At 68.7% G+C, this 16697-nt stretch carries 20 protein-coding genes; 9 read left to right on the top strand and 11 right to left on the bottom strand.

Going from position 1 to position 16697, the window contains the following annotated elements; all coding sequences use genetic code 11:
- Window positions 1-61: 61 nt before the first annotated feature.
- Entirely contained in the window at window positions 62-778 is a 717-nt protein-coding gene (locus tag AB0H56_RS09110) for a TetR/AcrR family transcriptional regulator (protein ID WP_357159519.1), read from the bottom strand.
- A 28-nt stretch (window positions 779-806) separates the two neighbouring features.
- Complete coding sequence (locus AB0H56_RS09105; RefSeq protein ID WP_357159516.1) at window positions 807-2036, bottom strand: cytochrome P450; 1230 nt, start codon at window positions 2034-2036, stop codon at window positions 807-809.
- Between the two features lie 159 nt (window positions 2037-2195).
- On the opposite strand from AB0H56_RS09105, the gene AB0H56_RS09100 reads away from it, so the two are divergent.
- The 4 genes from AB0H56_RS09100 (at window position 2196) to AB0H56_RS09085 (ending at window position 5235) form a co-directional block, all read left to right on the top strand.
- Window positions 2196-3104: a fructosamine kinase family protein gene (locus AB0H56_RS09100; protein ID WP_357159513.1), complete on the top strand. Its 909-nt coding sequence runs from the start codon at window positions 2196-2198 to the stop codon at window positions 3102-3104.
- Between the two features lie 83 nt (window positions 3105-3187).
- Complete coding sequence (locus AB0H56_RS09095) at window positions 3188-3568, top strand: hypothetical protein (protein ID WP_357159509.1); 381 nt, start codon at window positions 3188-3190, stop codon at window positions 3566-3568.
- A gap of 72 nt (window positions 3569-3640) precedes the next feature.
- Complete coding sequence (locus tag AB0H56_RS09090; RefSeq protein WP_357159506.1) at window positions 3641-4447, top strand: alpha/beta hydrolase; 807 nt, start codon at window positions 3641-3643, stop codon at window positions 4445-4447.
- Between the two features lie 188 nt (window positions 4448-4635).
- Entirely contained in the window at window positions 4636-5235 is a 600-nt protein-coding gene (locus AB0H56_RS09085) for a dihydrofolate reductase family protein (protein ID WP_357159503.1), read from the top strand.
- 60 nt (window positions 5236-5295) lie between these two features.
- On the opposite strand, the gene AB0H56_RS09080 is transcribed toward AB0H56_RS09085, so the two are convergent.
- From AB0H56_RS09080 to sdhC, 4 genes are read right to left on the bottom strand one after another with little or no spacing between them, the layout of a single operon-like run.
- Entirely contained in the window at window positions 5296-6066 is a 771-nt protein-coding gene (locus tag AB0H56_RS09080) for a succinate dehydrogenase iron-sulfur subunit (protein WP_110037017.1), read from the bottom strand.
- Window positions 6066-7835, bottom strand: a complete 1770-nt coding sequence (sdhA, locus tag AB0H56_RS09075) for a succinate dehydrogenase flavoprotein subunit (protein WP_280306275.1) — start codon at window positions 7833-7835, stop codon at window positions 6066-6068. The genes AB0H56_RS09080 and sdhA overlap by 1 nt, the downstream gene beginning before the upstream one ends.
- Before the next feature lie 16 nt (window positions 7836-7851).
- Entirely contained in the window at window positions 7852-8286 is a 435-nt protein-coding gene (locus tag AB0H56_RS09070; protein WP_110037015.1) for a succinate dehydrogenase hydrophobic membrane anchor subunit, read from the bottom strand.
- A gap of 1 nt (window position 8287) precedes the next feature.
- Entirely contained in the window at window positions 8288-8692 is a 405-nt protein-coding gene (gene sdhC / locus AB0H56_RS09065; RefSeq protein ID WP_357159499.1) for a succinate dehydrogenase, cytochrome b556 subunit, read from the bottom strand.
- 290 nt (window positions 8693-8982) lie between these two features.
- Between sdhC and AB0H56_RS09060 the strand changes: the two genes are divergently transcribed.
- The 4 genes from AB0H56_RS09060 to AB0H56_RS09045 all read left to right on the top strand — a co-directional run bounded on the left by AB0H56_RS09060 (window position 8983) and on the right by AB0H56_RS09045 (window position 12458).
- Complete coding sequence (locus tag AB0H56_RS09060; RefSeq protein WP_357159496.1) at window positions 8983-9396, top strand: cytidine deaminase; 414 nt, start codon at window positions 8983-8985, stop codon at window positions 9394-9396.
- 19 nt (window positions 9397-9415) lie between these two features.
- Window positions 9416-10705, top strand: a complete 1290-nt coding sequence (locus tag AB0H56_RS09055) for a thymidine phosphorylase (protein ID WP_357159493.1) — start codon at window positions 9416-9418, stop codon at window positions 10703-10705.
- A gap of 56 nt (window positions 10706-10761) precedes the next feature.
- The gene (locus AB0H56_RS09050; RefSeq protein ID WP_357159490.1) at window positions 10762-11238 is read left to right on the top strand and encodes a hypothetical protein; all 477 of its coding nucleotides are present in this window, start codon (window positions 10762-10764) and stop codon (window positions 11236-11238) included.
- 119 nt (window positions 11239-11357) lie between these two features.
- On the top strand, window positions 11358-12458 hold the full coding sequence (locus AB0H56_RS09045; RefSeq protein WP_110037011.1) for an adenosine deaminase: 1101 nt from the start codon (window positions 11358-11360) through the stop codon (window positions 12456-12458).
- 39 nt (window positions 12459-12497) lie between these two features.
- Here AB0H56_RS09045 and AB0H56_RS09040 read toward each other — a convergent pair whose 3' ends face one another.
- Genes AB0H56_RS09040 through AB0H56_RS09020 form a run of 5 tightly spaced genes read right to left on the bottom strand, consistent with a single transcriptional unit; the run spans window position 12498 to window position 15922 of the window.
- The gene (locus AB0H56_RS09040; RefSeq protein ID WP_357159487.1) at window positions 12498-13745 is read right to left on the bottom strand and encodes a primosomal protein; all 1248 of its coding nucleotides are present in this window, start codon (window positions 13743-13745) and stop codon (window positions 12498-12500) included.
- Window positions 13746-13765: 20 nt separating this feature from the next.
- Window positions 13766-14119 carry a YbaB/EbfC family nucleoid-associated protein gene (locus AB0H56_RS09035; protein ID WP_232996815.1) on the bottom strand — a complete coding sequence of 118 codons (354 nt, stop codon included), beginning with the start codon at window positions 14117-14119 and terminating at the stop codon, window positions 13766-13768.
- On the bottom strand, window positions 14116-14469 hold the full coding sequence (locus tag AB0H56_RS09030; protein ID WP_110037008.1) for a hypothetical protein: 354 nt from the start codon (window positions 14467-14469) through the stop codon (window positions 14116-14118). The genes AB0H56_RS09035 and AB0H56_RS09030 overlap by 4 nt, the downstream gene beginning before the upstream one ends.
- A complete protein-coding gene (locus tag AB0H56_RS09025) occupies window positions 14466-15596 on the bottom strand; it encodes a C40 family peptidase (RefSeq protein WP_357159483.1) in 1131 nt (376 codons plus the stop codon). Before AB0H56_RS09025 ends, AB0H56_RS09030 begins: the two co-directional genes overlap by 4 nt.
- Window positions 15593-15922: a hypothetical protein gene (locus AB0H56_RS09020; RefSeq protein WP_232996818.1), complete on the bottom strand. Its 330-nt coding sequence runs from the start codon at window positions 15920-15922 to the stop codon at window positions 15593-15595. Before AB0H56_RS09020 ends, AB0H56_RS09025 begins: the two co-directional genes overlap by 4 nt.
- A 142-nt stretch (window positions 15923-16064) precedes the next feature.
- Between AB0H56_RS09020 and upp the strand changes: the two genes are divergently transcribed.
- Complete coding sequence (gene upp / locus AB0H56_RS09015) at window positions 16065-16688, top strand: uracil phosphoribosyltransferase (RefSeq protein ID WP_357159480.1); 624 nt, start codon at window positions 16065-16067, stop codon at window positions 16686-16688.
- The last annotated feature ends 9 nt before the right edge of the window (window positions 16689-16697 follow it).

The following is a 16697-nucleotide window of genomic DNA, read 5'->3' as shown; positions in this document are numbered from 1 at the left end:
CCCTGTCGGTGTCGTCTCGATCTTGGCCCACCGCAGTGGGTTTCGTCGAGGCGAGGCCGGGTTAGGAGGCGAAGCCGGTGGTGCGGGCCAGCTCGGCCAGCATCGCGTCGAACATGATCTCCGGCTCGGCAAGCGGGATCGGGTAGTTGCCGAACACCTCGAGCGTGACGTGCCCGAACAGCCTGGCCCAGATCTGCACCATCAGGTACGTGACGCCGAGGTCGAGCTTCTCGGCGGGAAACTTCTGCCCGGACTCCGAGAGCATGGCGAGCAGTTCGGTCTGGAAGCTGACGAGGTCGTCGCGCAGTGCGGGCGGGATGGTCTCGCCCGGCGGGGTGGCGATGTCGAAGTTCGCCAGCAGCCTGCCCGCCGCGGCGAGGAAGATCCGGCCGAAGGGTTCGTCGAAACGGCCGATCATCGGCCGCCCCGACGCAGGCGAGGCGAAGACCAGCGTGAACGCCCGGGGATTCGCCAGCGCCCAGCGCCGGAACCCGCGGCAGATGGCGAGGAACTGTACCGCGCCGTCGTCGGGCAGCGGTGCGATCTCGGTGGAGAGGTATTCGGCCAGATCGGCGCAGAACTCCACCCGCATCCGCTCGATCAGCTCGTCGCGGGAGGCGTAGTGCCGGTACAGGGCGGGAGCCGTCACCCCGAGCGCGCGGGCGATGGCCCGCAGGGTGACGGCTTCGGGCCCCTGCTCGGCCAGCAGCGCCCTGGTGACCCGCCGGATGTCGGCATCGGTCACCACGGGCGCCCGGCCGCGCGCCTTTCCCGTCACCCGGCGGTCCCTTCGATCATGGTCTTGCTCAAGCGTATTCGACTTCCCAGCGCTTGATGCCGTTGAGCCAGCCGCTGCGCAACCGCACCGGCTCGGCCACCTGGCGCAGGTTCGGCATCGCGTCGGCAATGGCATTGAACATCAGGTCGATCTCCAAGCGGGCCAGATTCGCCCCGACGCAGTAGTGCGTTCCGGTTCCGCCGAAGCCGACGTGCGGGTTCGGGTTGCGCAGCACGTCGAAGGTGAACGGGTCGGCGAAGGCCTCCTCGTCGAAGTTGGCCGAGCTGTAGAACAGGCCGATGCGCTGGCCCTTCTTGATCTGCTGCCCGCCGAGTTCCAGGTCGCGGGTGGCGGTGCGCTGGAACGCGGTCACCGGGGTCGCCCAGCGCACGATCTCGTCGGGGGCCGTGCGCGGCCGCTGCTCCTTGTAGAGCTCCCACTGCTCGGGGTTGTCGACGAAGGCCTTCATGCCGTGGGTGATCGAATTGCGGGTGGTCTCGTTGCCCGCGACGGCGAGCAGGATGACGAAGAACGCGAACTCGTCCGAGCCGAGATGTTCACCGTCGACGTCGGCGTTCACCAGCTGGGTCACGATGTCGGCGGCCGGACAGCCGCGGCGCTGCTCGGCCATGTTCCACGCGTAGCCCATCACCTCGGCGGTGGCGGTGTGGTGGTTGCCCTCGAACTCCGGATCGTCGTAGGAGATCATCTGGTTGGTCCAGTCGAAGATCTTGCGGCGGTCCTCCTGCGGGACGCCGAGCAGTTCGGCGATCGCCTGCAGCGGCAGTTCGACGGCGACCTGCTCGACGAAGTCGCCGCGGCCGGACTTCTTGGCCTCCCACACGATCCGCTCGGCGCGCTCGGTGAGCGCGGCCCGCAGGTTCTCCACCGCGCGCGGGGTGAAGCCCTTCGACACGATCCGGCGGATCTTGGTGTGCTGCGGCGGGTCCAGGTTCAGCATGAGCATGTTGCCGAGCATGTCGATCTGCTCGCGCGTGGTCTCCTCGTTGAACCGGATGATGGCGGTGTTCTCGTGCGAGGAGAAGTCGTCGGGGTTCTTGGAGATCTCCTTGATGTCGGCCAGCTTCGACACCACCCAGTAGCCGCCGTCGTCGAACCCGCTGGCCCGGTCGGGCTGTGCGCACCACCAGACCGGCGCGGTCCGGCGCAGTTCGGCGAACTCCGCGATCGGCAATCGGCTGGCGAGCAGGTCGGGATCGGTGAAATCGAATCCCGCGGGGATGTTGGTGCTGGTCACGACTGTCTCCTCCGGTCTCAACGTGATGCGGACCACGTCCAGCATCGATGAAACCACGGATCGGCCCTTTATGAACAGTGTTTAGTAATACCTGTTCAGAAAGTGATCCGCCTGGCGCGGGAGCCCGATCGGCCACCACCGCACGAGCGCCTGGGCACAATGGCAGCCGTGGACCTGCCGTACCTGCGCGCGAACCCGCACCTGCTGCCCACCTTCCTCGCCCATCAGCGGCTGCGGACGACTCCCGTCGGTGGTGGATCGATCGCCGTCGCCGAACGGATCGGACTCGACGACGGGACACAGCTGTTCCTGAAGACCTGGCCCGGCGGCGTCTCCGCGGCCCCCACCGACGGTGCGCCCGCCGCGGCGCCGCCCGGGTTCTTCGCCGCCGAGGCCGCGGGGCTGACCTGGTTGCGGGCGGCGGCCGGCGTCGCGGTGCCGGAGGTGTACGCCGTCTCCGACGATCTCCTGCTCATGCAGTGGGTGGACCACGCCGAACCCGGCGCCGCCGCCGCGGAGCGCTTCGGTCGCGGGTTGGCGGACACCCATCGCGCGGGAGCGTCCACCTTCGGTGGTGGCGGCGACGGCGTCGGCTACCTGGGCAGCCTGCCGCTCGACACCACCCCCGGCGACGACTGGCCGACCTGGTTCCGCGAGCGCCGCGTCATCCCGTACCTGCGACTCGCCGTCGACGCGGGCGCCCTCGACGCCGCCGACGCCCGCCTCGTCGAAACCATCCGCATCGAAGCCCCCACTGAACCACCGTCGCGCATCCACGGCGACCTCTGGCCCGGCAACATCCTCTGGGGACCCGGCGACACCCCCTACCTGATCGACCCCGCGGCCCACGGCGGCCACCGCGAAACCGACCTCGCCACCCTCACCCTCTTCGGCGGCGCCCCGCGCCTCTCCCGAATCATCGCCGCCTACAACGAAACCCACCCCCTCGCCGCCGACTGGCGCACCCGCGTCCCCCTCCACCAGCTCCCCCTCCTGCTCGTCCACGCCGTCCTCTTCGGCAGCACCTACCGCTCCGCGGTACTCGAGGCGGCCGCGCACTACCGATAGCCGGATTCCGCGCGCTCGAGTGCGGGTGTTCTAGGCTCACCTGCGCGGAATCCAGTCGGTGCGGCACAGGGGAGGCGCGGTCGATGGGCTACATCCAAATCGGCGTCGTTGTTCTCGCGCTGCTCCTGCGACTCACCGCGTTCGGCTGGTTCGCCATGATCTATGCCGGTATCAGCGTGTTCACCCTCGGTCTGCTGCCCGCCCTCACGTTCGGGCCGTTGATCTTCGCCGGATTCGCCGCCCCGCCGATCGTGTGGCCCCTGCTCATCGTCGCCGACGCGCTGCTTCTGGTGTGTGCGTTGACCTTGGACGACGGCGGCGACAACGAATCCGCCAACCCGATGAGGGTGCTCACCGGACACGACGGTGGCCTCATGGCCGAGAAGGTGTTCCGATACAGCGGGATCACCTACCTGAGCACCCTGCCGCTGCTGGTGATCTGGACGCTCGCGACCCAGGTGTGACACGACCGCAGCGGGTCTGGCGTCCCGGTGGATACACTGGCTGAGCAGGCTCGATGGATCGAGGTGGCCGACATGTCCTGCCTTCGCCACGGTGTTCGTCGTGTGCTCGCGGGCGAGGTCGGCCTGGAAGTGGTCGTCGGCGGAACCGGGCCTCCGCTGGTGCTGATCCAGACCGGGCTGCTGGCCGAGGAATGCGCGCCGTTGGCGGACGCGCTGGCGCGCGATTTCACCACGATCCGCTACCACCGGCGCGGCTACGCGGGTAGCGACCCGGTAACCGGTCCCGGCTCGATCAGCCGCGACGCGCGGGACTGCGCGGCCCTGCTCGCCGCGCTCGGCCTCGACTCCGCGCACGTGCTCGGTCTGTCCTACAGTGGCGCCGTCGCCCTGCAACTGGCGGCCGACGCGCCGGACCGCGTCCGCTCGCTCGTCCTGATCGAACCGCCGCCGGTCCATGTCGCCGAATTTCGTTCGGCCAGTATCGAACTCCAGCGTGAGTACCGGGCGGCGGGTGCCGCCGTCGCCCTCGACCACCTGATGGGCATCGTCAGCGGCCCCGACTGGCGCGCTGTCCTCGACCGGCAGCTCCCCGGAGCAAGGGCGCAGGCGACGGCCGACGCGAGCACCTTCTTCACCACCGACCTGCCCGCACTCCAGACCTGGACCTTCACCGCCGCCGACGCCACCCGCGTCCGGGCCCCTCTGCTCTATCTCGGCGGAACCGCGAGCGGCTCCTGGTTCGCCGAGGTCAACGACCTGATCACCACCTGGTTCCCGCACGCCCGATCCCTCCTGCTCCCCAACGCCGATCACGGCCTCGCCCTCACCCACCCCACCGCCCTCGCCACCGCCATCACCACCTTCGCGGCGGAGCTATGAGGACTTTCGGCACCGGAGGAACCCTCAGTCGACGGTGCCCGCTGGGACGACCAGACATGCGGCTGGCGGATGACGGCGACGATGTGTTCGAGACCGACCCGTGCCGGAACGGTGCGCGGGGCGATGAGTTCACGGGCGCTGTACCGTCCTATCAAGCGACCCACTCAGCTCGCCAGAGGAGAATCTCGATGCGGAAAATCACCGCCGGACTGTTCATGTCGATCGACGGCGTGATCGCCGACCCCCAGGATTGGCACTTCCCCTACTTCGACGATGCCATGGGCGCCGCGGTCGATGCCCAGCTCGGGAGCGCCGACACGCTGCTGCTCGGGCGCGCCACCTATGACGGCTTCGCCGGCGCATGGCCGGACCGGGAAGCCGAGGACGGGCCGGACGCGGGGTTCGCGACGAAGCTGGGCGACGCGCGCAAGCTCGTGGTCACCCACAAGGACCAGGAGTTCACCTGGCGCAATTCCGAGCGGCTCGACGGTGAGCTGACCGAGGCCGCGGCCGCGCTGCGGAACGAGGACGGCGGCGACATCGCGATCAGCGGCTCGGTGTCGGTGGTGCGCCAGCTGCTGGCCGCGGGCCTGCTGGACGAACTGCACCTGCTGGTGCATCCGATCGCGGTGGGGAAGGGTGAGCGGCTGCTCGAGGACAGCGCGCCGATCCCGCTTCGCCTGCTGTCGTCGGAGACCTTCGGAACCGGTGTCCTGCACCTGGTCTACACCAGCGACGACAAGGCGCCCAGCGGTTCCTACGAGGAAGCCAAGACGCACCTCGAGTGACGAACGACGAAGGCCGCCTTCATCTTTCGATGGAGGCGGCCTTCGTGGACCTGGGGGAGATCAGCGGGCGAACAGCAGGGCGCGCTTGACTTCCTGGATGGCCTTCGTGACCTCGATGCCACGGGGGCACGCGTCGGTGCAGTTGAAGGTGGTGCGGCAGCGCCACACGCCCTCGACGTCGTTGAGGATGTCGAGACGCTCGCGGGCGCCCTCGTCACGGCTGTCGAAGATGAAGCGGTGCGCGTTCACGATCGCGGCCGGGCCGAAGTAGCTGCCGTCGCTCCAGTACACGGGGCAGGAGGTGGTGCAGCAGGCGCACAGGATGCACTTGGTGGTGTCGTCGAAGCGGGCGCGGTCGTGCTGGGACTGGATGCGCTCGCGGGTGGGCTCGTTACCCGAGGTGATCAGGTACGGCTTGACGGCACGGAAGGCGTCGAAGAACGGCTCCATGTCGACGACGAGGTCCTTCTCCACGGGCAGGCCGCGGATCGGCTCGACGGTCATGGTGAGGGTCTTGTCGCCCTTGGGCAGCAGGTCCTTCATCAGCACCTTGCAGGCCAGGCGGTTCACGCCGTTGATCCGCATCGCGTCCGAACCGCACACGCCGTGGGCGCAGGAGCGCCGGAAGGTGAGGGTGCCGTCCAGGTAGGACTTGATGTAGATCAGCACGTTGAGGAAGCGGTCGGTCGGCAGGACCGGCACCTGGAACGAATCCCAGTACGCGCCCTTGTCGTTCTCGGTGCTGAACCGGGCCACCTTGACGGTGACCATGACCGAGCCCTCGGGAACGGGCGCGGGCTTCTGCGTGGTGGGTTCGGCGACAGCAGTCATCAGTACTTACGCTCCATCGGCTCGTAGCGGGTCTGCACCACCGGCTTGAAGTCGAGGCGGATCTCGGAGATGAGTTCCGGCCCCTCCTTGTACGCCATGGTGTGCCGCATGAAGTTCACGTCGTCGCGGTCCGGGTAGTCCTCGCGGGCGTGGCCGCCACGCGATTCCTTGCGGTTGAGCGCGCCGACGACGGTGACCTCGGCCAGCTCGAGCAGGAAGCCCAGCTCGACGGCCTCGAGCAGGTCGCTGTTGTAGCGCTTGCCCTTGTCCTGCACCGTGATCCGGGTGTAGCGCTCCTTGAGCGCGTGGATGTCGGTGAGGGCCTGCTTGAGGGTGTCCTCGGTGCGGAACACGGCGGCGTTCATGTCCATCGTGTACTGCAGCTCGGTGCGGATGTCGGCCACGCGCTCGTTGCCGTGGTCGGACAGGATCAGGGTCAGCCAGTCCTGCACCATCTGCGCCGGGTTCTCCGGCATCTCGACGAACTCGGTGCGCTGGGCGTACTCGGCGGCCGCGATGCCGGCGCGACGGCCGAACACGTTGATGTCGAGCAGCGAGTTGGTGCCCAGGCGGTTGGCGCCGTGCACGGACACACACGCGCACTCACCGGCGGCGTAGAGGCCGGGGACCACGTCGGTGTTGTTGCGCAGCACCTCGCCACGGATGCGGGTGGGGATACCGCCCATCACGTAGTGGCAGGTCGGCATGACCGGCACGAGCTCCTTGACCGGGTCGACGCCCAGGTAGGTGCGCGCGAACTCGGTGATGTCGGGCAGCTTCTCCTCGAGCACGTCCTCGCCGAGGTGGGTCACGTCGATGTAGACGTAGTCCTTGTTCGGCCCGGCGCCACGGCCTTCCAGCACCTCGAGCACCATCGAGCGGGCGACGATGTCACGCGGCGCGAGGTCCTTGATGGTGGGGGCGTAGCGCTCCATGAAGCGCTCGCCGGAGGCGTTGCGCAGGATGCCACCCTCACCACGGACGGCCTCGGAGATGAGGATGCCCAGGCCGGCGAGGCCTGTCGGGTGGAACTGGTGGAACTCCATGTCCTCGAGCGGCAGGCCCTTGCGGAACACGATCGCCATGCCGTCGCCGGTCAGCGTGTGCGCGTTCGAGGTGGTCTTGTACATACGACCCGAGCCGCCGGTGGCGAACACGATCGACTTCGCGTGGAAGACGTGGATCTCGCCGGTGGCCAGCTCGTAGGCGACGACACCGGTGGCGACGGGGCCACGGTCGGTGTCGGTCATCACCAGGTCGAGCACGTAGAACTCGTTGTAGAACTCGACGTCGTGCTTGACGCAGTTCTGGTACAGCGTCTGCAGGATCATGTGACCGGTGCGGTCGGCGGCATAACACGCGCGACGCACGGGCGCCTTGCCGTGGTCACGGGTGTGGCCACCGAAACGACGCTGGTCGATCTTGCCCTCGGGCGTGCGGTTGAACGGCAGGCCCATCTTCTCCAGGTCCATGACCGCGTCGATGGCCTCCTTGGCCATGATCTCCGCGGCGTCCTGGTCGACCAGGTAGTCACCACCCTTGACGGTGTCGAAGGTGTGCCATTCCCAGTTGTCTTCCTCGACGTTGGCCAGCGCGGCGCACATGCCGCCCTGGGCCGCGCCGGTGTGGCTGCGCGTCGGGTACAGCTTGGTCAGGACCGCGGTGCGAGCCCGGGGACCGGCCTCGATCGCCGCGCGCATGCCCGCGCCACCGGCGCCGACGATGACCACGTCGTAGCGATGTTCCTGAATCGGACGGGATTCACTCATGCGAGGTGGCCTGTTCCTAACCGGTGATGTTGGGGTCGAAGGTGAAGATGACGTACGTGCCGACGCCCATCACCAGGATCATCGAGACGACCAGGATGGTCTTGAGCCAGAACCGGGTGGAGTCGTTGCGGGCGTAGTCGTCGATGACGGTCCGCAGACCGTTGCCGCCGTGCAGCTGTGCCAGCCAGAGCATGGTCAGGTCCCAGAGCTGCCAGAACGGGCTGGCCCAGCGGCCGGCCACGAAACCGAAGTTCAGTCGCTTCACGCCACCGTCGATCATCAGCATGATGAACATGTGGCCGAGCACCAGCACGATCAGCAGCAGGCCGGAGAAGCGCATGAACAGCCACGCGTACTTCTCGAAGTTGCTGTTCGACTTGGCCCGCGGGGAGCGGGGCGCGTCCAGGCTGGCCGGGCGGTCGTAGGACTTGCCGAGGACAGGTGCAGACATATCAGTGCTCCGTCAGCAGGTAGAAGAACTGGCGGCCGACGCCGGCGGCGGAGACCAGAACCCAGATGGTCAGCACGATCCACAGCATCTGCTTCTGGAAGCGGGGGCCCTGCGACCAGAAGTCGATCAGGATCACGCGGACGCCGTTGAGCGCGTGGTACAGCACGCACACCACGAGACCCATCTCCAGCAGCGCCACGATGGGCGTCTTGTAGGTCTCGATGATCTGGTCGTAGGTGTTCGGGTTGACCCGGACCAGCGCCGTGTCGAGCACGTGCACGAAGAGGAAGAAGAAGATGGTGACACCGGTGATCCGGTGCAGAGCCCAGGACCACATGCCCGGGTCGCCGCGGTACAGCGTCTTCCGCTTCGGCTGGGCCGGAGCCGGAGCTTCTATCGTGGTCATAGAGTGCGGTGCCTCCAACGTCGTTGATGGACCCGGTCACAGATCCGACGCCAGCGTGCGTGGAGAGGCAAATGCCCAGGTGGCTGCGCTGTGTTCGCGAGCGCTGGCCCGCCGCCGGGAACCTGAACCGATCTTCGGCTGACTCTAATCCTCTCTGTTTCGCGGAACTAATTCGGCGTGCCGTGCGTTGCGTGCGAATCCGCCGAGTTAGGTTTACCTTTCTCAATGCCGGATACTGGTGCGGAGACCGCTTCGCCGACGCGTTCGGCGGTATCGGCTGGAGGTTCGTGATGCCCGAAATCGACTGGAATACCTTGCATGACAAGGCAATTCACGCTATGGGCCTGGCGTATGCCCCGTACTCGGGTTTCCCGGTCGGCGCCGCTGCTCTCACCGCGGATGGCCGAATTGTGAGCGGATGCAATGTGGAAAATGTCTCATATGGGTTAACCCTGTGCGCCGAATGCGTACTCGTCGGTAACTTATTCGGTTCGGGTGGCGGCCGTCTCATCGCGGTCTCGGTGACCGATTCCAGGGGCGAAATCCTGATGCCGTGTGGGCGCTGCAGGCAGCTGCTGTACGAGCACGGCGGCGCCGAGTTGCTCGTCGACCACGCCGCGGGCCCCAAGCCGCTTGCCGAGCTGCTGCCCTACGCGTTCGGGCCCGACGATCTGGCGGCCGGTCAGGCTGGCGAACGCGGGTGACCACTGGTTGAGTGGGCCCATGGGCAACAGCCACGACGCGGTATCGGTCATCAGGACCAAACGGGACGGCGGGGAGCTGTCGGACGGGCAGATCGACTGGGTGGTGGACGCGTTCACCCGGGGGATCGTCGCCGACGAGCAGATGTCGGCACTGGCCATGGCGATTCTCTGGCGGGGGATGACCCGCCGCGAGACCGCCCGCTGGACCGCCGCGATGATCGGCTCCGGCAGCCGCATGGACTTCACCGACCTGCCGCGCCCCACCGTCGACAAGCATTCGACCGGCGGCGTCGGCGACAAGATCACCCTGCCGCTGGCCCCGCTGGTGGCGGCCTGTGGCGCCGCCGTGCCCCAGCTGTCCGGGCGCGGGCTCGGGCACACCGGCGGCACGCTGGACAAACTCGAATCGATCCCCGGCTGGCGGGCCGACGTCACCGTCGCCCGGATGCGCGAGATGCTCACCGACCCGGCGATCGGCGCGGTGATCTGCGCGGCGGGCGCCGACCTGGCCCCGGCCGACAAGCGGCTCTACGCGCTGCGCGATGTCACCGGCACGGTCGAGTCGATCCCGTTGATCGCCAGTTCGATCATGAGCAAGAAGATCGCCGAGGGCACCGCGGCGCTGGTCCTGGACGTGAAGGTCGGGTCGGGCGCCTTCCTCAAGACCCTCGACGGGGCGCGGGAACTGGCGACCGCGATGGTCGAACTGGGCCGCGACGCCGGTGTGCGCACCGTCGCCCTGCTCACCGCGATGGACACCCCGCTCGGCCGCACGGCGGGCAACGCGCTCGAGGTCGCCGAGTCGGTCGAGGTGCTCGCCGGCGGCGGCCCGGCCGACGTGGTCGAGCTGACGTTGCTGCTCGCTCGCGAGATGGTCGCCCAGGCTGGCCTGCACATCGACCCGGCCGACGTGCTCGCCGACGGCCGCGCCATGGACCACTGGCGCGCGATGATCCAGGCCCAGGGCGGCGACCCCGACGCCACGTTGCCCACGGCGCGCCACACCGAAACCGTCCGCGCCGACGCCACCGGCACCCTCACCCGCCTCGACGCCATGGACGTCGGCATCGCGGCCTGGCGCCTCGGCGCGGGGCGGGCCAGACAGGGCGAGCGCGTGCAGGCCGGTGCCGGGGTCGTCATGCACGCCAAGCCGGGCGACCCGGTGACCGCGGGCCAGCCACTGTTCACCCTGCACACCGACACCCCGGACGCCTTCCCGGCCGCGTCGAGCGTCCTCGCCGACGCGGTGACCATCGAGTCGACCTCCGAGTTCAAGCCCGGCGAACTGTTCCTCGGTCGCATCGGCTGAGCCGCCTGTCCCGGCTACGCTGTGCGGTATCTGCCGGGAGTTCTGTGGGGGCGTCGATGACCGAATGTCGTGCGGGCGATCGGCGGACGGCTGTCGTCGCCCAGGTACTCACAGGCGTCAGTGCTCTGGTCATCGTCGCGATCGTCGGCCACATGGTCTCCGAGATCGTCCACCAGCTGACCGCGGAGCCGAACCAGGACGGAGCCGACTTCCGGCTGGTCAACGCGGCCTTCGTGCTGATCATCGCCACGATTTCCGGCGCGATCGGCGTCCTGCACCTGGTCGGTCTGCGCCTGTTGCTCGCGCGGAACCGGCGCGGGCGCGGCGTGGTGCTCCTCGCGGCGCCGCTGGCCATGACGGCGGCCTTCCTGTTCAGCGCGTTGGAGATACCGCTGATCACGCTCACGCTGATGGCGCTGTTCGCCACCCCCATGGTGGCGGTCGCCCTGCCGGGAACGAAACGCTGGCTTCTGACGAAGCCTGCGGCGCCCGAGCCTGCGTGGCCGGCGGAGCCGGAATGGCCCGCCCGCTGAGCCGGCGGGGTGCACTCCGGGTGGCCCGCACTGGTCCGTCACCGGTCGGGTAGTCAACGAGACGGTTGCCACGGCGCGAGTTCGCTGCCGGGAACCGCCCGCACGGCTACCGTCTAAACATGACTGGACCGGCGCCCCTAGACCTTGCTTCGATCCGACGCGCACCGAAGGCCCTGCTGCACGATCACCTCGACGGTGGTCTGCGGCCCGCGACGGTGCTCGAGCTCGCCGCCGACTGCGGCTATGACGAATTACCCGCCCACGATGCCGAGAGTCTCGGCGCGTGGTTCCGCGATGCCGCCGACAGCGGATCGCTGGAGCTGTACCTGGAGACCTTCGCGCACACGGTCGCCGTGATGCAGACCCCGGAGGGTTTGCGCCGGGTGGCGCGCGAATGCGCGATCGACCTCGCCGCCGACGGCGTGGTCTACGCCGAGGTGCGGTTCGCGCCCGAACAGCACCTGGAGAAGGGCCTCACCCTCGACGAGGTCGTCGAGCACACCATCGAAGGGTTCCGCGAGGGTGAGGCGATCGCGGCCGAACAGGGCCACCGCATCCGGGTGACCTGTCTGCTCACCGCCATGCGGCACGCGGCGCGGTCCCGCGAGATCGCGGAGCTGACGGTGCGGTTCCGCGATCGCGGCGTCGGCGGGTTCGACATCGCGGGCGCCGAGGCCGGGTACCCGCCCACCCGTCACCTCGACGCGTTCGAATATCTGCGGGCCAATCACGCGCACTTCACGATTCACGCGGGGGAGGCGTTCGGCCTGCCGTCGATCCACGAGGCGCTGGCGTTCTGCGGCTGCGACCGGCTCGGCCACGGCGTGCGCATCACCGACGACATCAGCGTGCCGGGGGGCGAGATCGCGGACGCCCAGCTCGGCCTCGTCGCCAACTATGTGCGCGACATGCGCGTACCGCTCGAGCTGTGCCCGTCGTCGAATGTGCAGACCGGCGCGGTGCCCTCGCTCGACAAGCACCCGTTCGACCTGCTGGCCCGACTGCGGTTCCGCGTCACGGTGAACACCGACAACCGGCTGATGAGCGACACCAGCATGAGCGAGGAGATGCTCAAGCTCGTGACGACCTTCGGGTACGGCTGGAGCGATCTGGAGCGGTTCACCATCAACGCCATGAAGTCGGCGTTCATCCCGTTCCCCGACCGGCTCGAGATCATCGACGAGGTGATCAAGCCCGGGTACGCGGTGCTGGTGGGTTGACGGAAACGGGGTGGGCTCGCGCCCACCCCGTTGCCCGGTCTATTCGCTGATCAGCCGCGCTTCGAAGGCGCGCTGCAGCTCGCGGAAGCTCTGCGCCTCCGCGGCGAACGGCGGGTTCGGCGCCATCCGGTTCGGGTCGGGGTTGAGCAGGTAGGAGACGTACCAGCCGAGCGGGTTCGACGGCGCCAGCGCCTGTTCCACGCTGTCGTCGTCGGCGTAGTCGGCCGCGTCGCTGAACAGTTCGACCGCCAGGTCGAGCTGTTCGATGTCGACCGCTTCCGGACCCTCGGCCAGGTCGTCGACCAGACCGGTGAGCACGTACACGTTCTCGTCGGTCACCTCGACCTCGAGCGAACCGTCCACCGCCGCGGTCTGCACGTCGGCGAAGGTGGAGACGCGCGCCAGCTCGTGCTCGTGATCGTCGGCCAGGTACCGCGCCAGCGCCCGCTCGGAACCGAACACGGTGATGGTGCGGCCGTTGCCGAGGAAGATCGGCTCGTCGTCGAGGTAGCAGCGCAGCGTGTAGTGCTCGCCGTCGGAGGTGACGATCTTGACCGGGTCGATGCCGACCTCGTGCCAGAAGGAGTCGTCCTCGTCGTCTTCGTCGTCGTCCTCGGCGTCGAGGTCGACGGGCTCGAACTCCTCGTCCTCCTCGGCGGCGTCGTCGGCGTCGACCTCGTTCTCCTCGGCGGCCAGCAGCTCGGCCTCGGCGACCGCGACCGCGGCCGCGTCGACCTCGGGCGTGGTGACCACACCGTCGATCGCGTCGAGCACGTCGTCCCAGCCCTTGACGATCGCGGCGCCGATCTGGTCCCACAGCTCCTCGCCGTCGCGCCCGGCGTAGGTGTTCACACCGCCTGCCAGGGTGTCGAGCACCGGGTTGGAGCCGAAGAACTTCGTCACCACGTCGAGCTCGCACACCTCGCCGATGTTGCGCACCATCGCCAGGGTGTCCTCGAGCTCGCCGACGACCTCGACATCCGGATCGCCCGCGGCGAGCTCGGGCACGGCGACCAGATCGAAGCTGAAGTTCTCCTCCGGCTCCAGCTCGGCGGCCGACAGCCCGGCGATGATCGCCCAGGCGGGGTGGTCGACGAGGTCGTTGTCGGAGTTGGTGCGGATGAACGCCGCCAGCTCCGCAACGGACTCGAATCCGTAGAGGTCGTCCTCGTGACCGAGGAACGCCTCCCACTCGTCGTCACCGTCGCGCCAGCGCGGTGCCCACAGGGTGACGAGATCGCCATCGGTCAGACCGAGCTCGATCGGGACGATGTCTCCAGAAGCCATGACGCGAAGCCTATCGACCTTCAGCCCCGCGCACTATCCGGCCCGGGTGCCAATTGCTCCGACGCCTTCGGCGCCGACCCGGTGAGTGATTCGTTCAGTGTCGCAATGATGTTGGAACGTGCCGAACCGGCCGTCTCGGTGGCCTGCTTGCAGGCGTGCAGGATGAGCTGCGAGGCCTCGGCGGGGGCCAGTGCGGTGATGCCCTCGTCGAGGGTCAGCGCGACCAGGGCGCCGTCGCTGTTCACCTCGGCGGTGACCAGTCCGTCCTCGGTGGTGAAGCGTCCGTTGACCTGCTTCAGCCCGTACAGCGCCGCCTCCAGCGCCTCGAGCTTGCCGGTGACCCCGGCGACCAGGGCGTCCATTTCCGCGCTCACAGCGGCCTCATCCAACTCGTCTGGCCGGTGTCGGCGTCGTCGATGCGGTCGAGCTCGTCGACCGCCTGGCGGCGGGTCGGCAGGTTCATCCGGTCGAGCAGGTGATCGGGGATCTGTGCCTGCTCGCTGTAGATCTCGCGCAGCCTGGCGGCGGCGGCGATGGTCGAGCGTCTGGTCAGTCGCAGGATCTCATCGGCGAGCGCCTGCGCGCCGTACTGGTATTCGCTGCGCTCGAACTTGATCGCGATGGGCAGACCCATGCTGGTCGCGCGGACCGAGATCGTGCCCGACCGGTTGGTGCTGACCGCGGATTCCACATTGGGAACCTCGGGGATCGGCGTGCCGGTCATGAGGTAGGCCTGTAGAAGCCGTAGAACTCCATGCCACTGTTCTCCGTTCGGATGGAACTGATCGAGACCGGGTCACCGGCCTCGACGAGCTGCCCGTTGCCGACCACCATGGCGACGTGGCCGTCCCACACGGCCAGGTCGCCCGGCATCAGATCACCGGGGGAAACCTGAGGATGTCCGATGTGCTGTTCCTGCGCGAGCCGGGGCAGCTCCACCCCGGCCTCCCCGTAGGCGTACTTGGTGAGCCCGCTGCAGTCGATGCCGGAGCCCGGGGTGTTGCCGCCCCACACGTACGGCGTGCCGACGGCGCTGATGGCCGAGCGCACCGCGGTCGCGGCCTCCTCGTTGGGCGCCTCGACCACGCTGCCGTCGGGCAGGGTGATCTTGACGCCGGTGCCGTCGGCGGAGCCGGTCGAGGAACCCGCCGACGAGCCGGTCGGGGTCTTGCTGCCGTTGTTGCCACCCGAGGTGGCCGTCTTCGACCCGTTCGAGGTGCCGCTCATGGCGGTGGACAACCCGGACGACACCGCGCTGAGCACCGTGCTGCCGCTGCCGGAGAGCAGGCTGGACGCCGTCGAGGCGAGGCCGCTCGCGCCCGAGGACACGCTCGCCAGCGAGGTGCTCGACGGCGCGGGGGTGAGCTCCTGGATCGCGGCGGTCTGGGTGCCCAGCTCGTCCTGCACGCGGCCGACGACGCCGAGGCCCTGGCCGATGTGGTCGATCGCCGAGCTCACGACCGCGGCCAGGCCGACCGGGGTGCCGAGAGTGGGACTGAGCGCGGACACATCGCTGAGGAACGAGTTGACGATGGTGTCGAGGTCCTTCTGCCCGGTCTCCACGTACGCGGCGGCCTGGTCGACCACGGTCGCCATCTCGTTGCCGGTGTCGGACAGGTTGGCCGAGGAGTTCTGCACGCGCAGGGCTTTGGCCGTGGCCGCGTCGACGGCCTGGCCGTCCCACGCGGTGTTCACGTTGTTGATGCCGGTGCGGCCGAGCTGATAGATCTGGTCGAGATTGGTCGAGGTCGAGCGCAGTCCGTCGGAGGCGCCGCCGGTGCCGGAGACGTTGAGGCCGAAGCTCGACAGCAGATCGTAGAGCGGCTGGGCCAGCCCGCTGAGGTCGATCATGCGCCGGTCCCGATGTCGCCCGTCAGCGCGGTGATCGGCGCCGCGTTGTTGAGGTCGGTGTCGACCAGCGTGGTCGCCGCGCCCGCGGTGGCGGCGCCCATGCTGGCCATCACGGCCGAGAGCTGGGCGATCGCGGCGACGTGACCGGCGTGCGCCGCGGAGTAGGCGGCCACGAAGTCGCCGCCGATCAGGCCCATGATGGGGCCGAGCACGGTGGGATCGGAGGCCACCGAGCCCGCGGCCGCTGTCGCCAGGTCGGTGGCCATGACTTCGGCTGTCGCGCTGTAGGCGATGATGCCCTCGGCATCGGCCGACATCTTTGGCATCGAACTTCCCCCAATCCTCGAGTTCCCGGGCAGAGTACGTCACTCACATGGTTCGACGCACCGAGGCCGCTCCCGGTTCCCTCGACCGCGAAATTTCCCCGGTGGCCGTACCAGGAGCGCCTGGTGACCCTATCGTTTTTTCATGCGCACCGACACCGTCGACCATCCGCTCGCCGCGGCCCTGCTGAGCACCATGCGGGACGCCCGTACCGACAACGCCGCCTTCCGCACCGCGTTGCGCGACCTCACCGGCATCCTCATGTACGAGGCCCTGCGCGACGCGCCGGTCGTGCGCGCGCCCATCGACACGCCGGTCGCGGTCACCGAGGGGGTCCGGCTCGCCGCGCCGCCGCTGCTGGTCCCGGTGCTGCGGGCCGGACTCGGCATGGTCTACGCCGCCGCCGATCTCGTCCCCGAGGCCAGGGTCGGCTTCGTCGGCATCGCGCGCGACGAGGACACCCATCAGCCCGTGCCCTACCTGGAATCGCTGCCCGCCGACCTGTCCGAGCTGCCGGTCTTCGTGCTCGACCCGATGCTCGCCACCGGCGGCTCGATGCGCCACACCCTCGAACTGCTCGTCGCCCGCGGCGCCACCGACATCACCGCGGTCTGCGTCGTCTCCGCGCCCGAAGGCGTTGCCGCCCTGGCCGACTCGGGCCTGCCCGTTCGACTGGTCACCGCCGCCGTCGACGAGAAGCTCAACGAGAACGCCTACATCGTCCCCGGCCTCGGCGACGCTGGCGACCGGCAGTTCGGCCCACGCTGAATCCGCTGC

The organism is Nocardia sp. NPDC050717 (genome assembly GCF_040654275.1).
Taxonomy (GTDB): Bacteria; Actinomycetota; Actinomycetes; order Mycobacteriales; family Mycobacteriaceae; genus Nocardia.
This window is presented reverse-complemented; position numbering and strand designations above follow the sequence as displayed.

What these genes read in the sequence shown, in the direction of transcription:
- AB0H56_RS09040 (WP_357159487.1), bottom strand. Translation starts at nt 13,745, where the DNA reads ATGGCTTCTGGAGACATCGTCCCGATCGAGCTCGGTCTGACCGATGGC.
- AB0H56_RS09055 (WP_357159493.1), top strand. Translation starts at nt 9,416, where the DNA reads ATGGGCAACAGCCACGACGCGGTATCGGTCATCAGGACCAAACGGGAC.
- AB0H56_RS09050 (WP_357159490.1), top strand. Translation starts at nt 10,762, where the DNA reads ATGACCGAATGTCGTGCGGGCGATCGGCGGACGGCTGTCGTCGCCCAG.
- AB0H56_RS09095 (WP_357159509.1), top strand. Translation starts at nt 3,188, where the DNA reads ATGGGCTACATCCAAATCGGCGTCGTTGTTCTCGCGCTGCTCCTGCGA.
- AB0H56_RS09025 (WP_357159483.1), bottom strand. Translation starts at nt 15,596, where the DNA reads ATGATCGACCTCAGCGGGCTGGCCCAGCCGCTCTACGATCTGCTGTCG.
- AB0H56_RS09060 (WP_357159496.1), top strand. Translation starts at nt 8,983, where the DNA reads ATGCCCGAAATCGACTGGAATACCTTGCATGACAAGGCAATTCACGCT.
- AB0H56_RS09070 (WP_110037015.1), bottom strand. Translation starts at nt 8,286, where the DNA reads ATGTCTGCACCTGTCCTCGGCAAGTCCTACGACCGCCCGGCCAGCCTG.
- AB0H56_RS09100 (WP_357159513.1), top strand. Translation starts at nt 2,196, where the DNA reads ATGGCAGCCGTGGACCTGCCGTACCTGCGCGCGAACCCGCACCTGCTG.
- AB0H56_RS09085 (WP_357159503.1), top strand. Translation starts at nt 4,636, where the DNA reads ATGCGGAAAATCACCGCCGGACTGTTCATGTCGATCGACGGCGTGATC.
- AB0H56_RS09045 (WP_110037011.1), top strand. Translation starts at nt 11,358, where the DNA reads ATGACTGGACCGGCGCCCCTAGACCTTGCTTCGATCCGACGCGCACCG.
- AB0H56_RS09030 (WP_110037008.1), bottom strand. Translation starts at nt 14,469, where the DNA reads ATGACCGGCACGCCGATCCCCGAGGTTCCCAATGTGGAATCCGCGGTC.
- AB0H56_RS09020 (WP_232996818.1), bottom strand. Translation starts at nt 15,922, where the DNA reads ATGCCAAAGATGTCGGCCGATGCCGAGGGCATCATCGCCTACAGCGCG.
- AB0H56_RS09080 (WP_110037017.1), bottom strand. Translation starts at nt 6,066, where the DNA reads ATGACTGCTGTCGCCGAACCCACCACGCAGAAGCCCGCGCCCGTTCCC.
- sdhC (WP_357159499.1), bottom strand. Translation starts at nt 8,692, where the DNA reads ATGACCACGATAGAAGCTCCGGCTCCGGCCCAGCCGAAGCGGAAGACG.
- upp (WP_357159480.1), top strand. Translation starts at nt 16,065, where the DNA reads ATGCGCACCGACACCGTCGACCATCCGCTCGCCGCGGCCCTGCTGAGC.
- sdhA (WP_280306275.1), bottom strand. Translation starts at nt 7,835, where the DNA reads ATGAGTGAATCCCGTCCGATTCAGGAACATCGCTACGACGTGGTCATC.
- AB0H56_RS09090 (WP_357159506.1), top strand. Translation starts at nt 3,641, where the DNA reads ATGTCCTGCCTTCGCCACGGTGTTCGTCGTGTGCTCGCGGGCGAGGTC.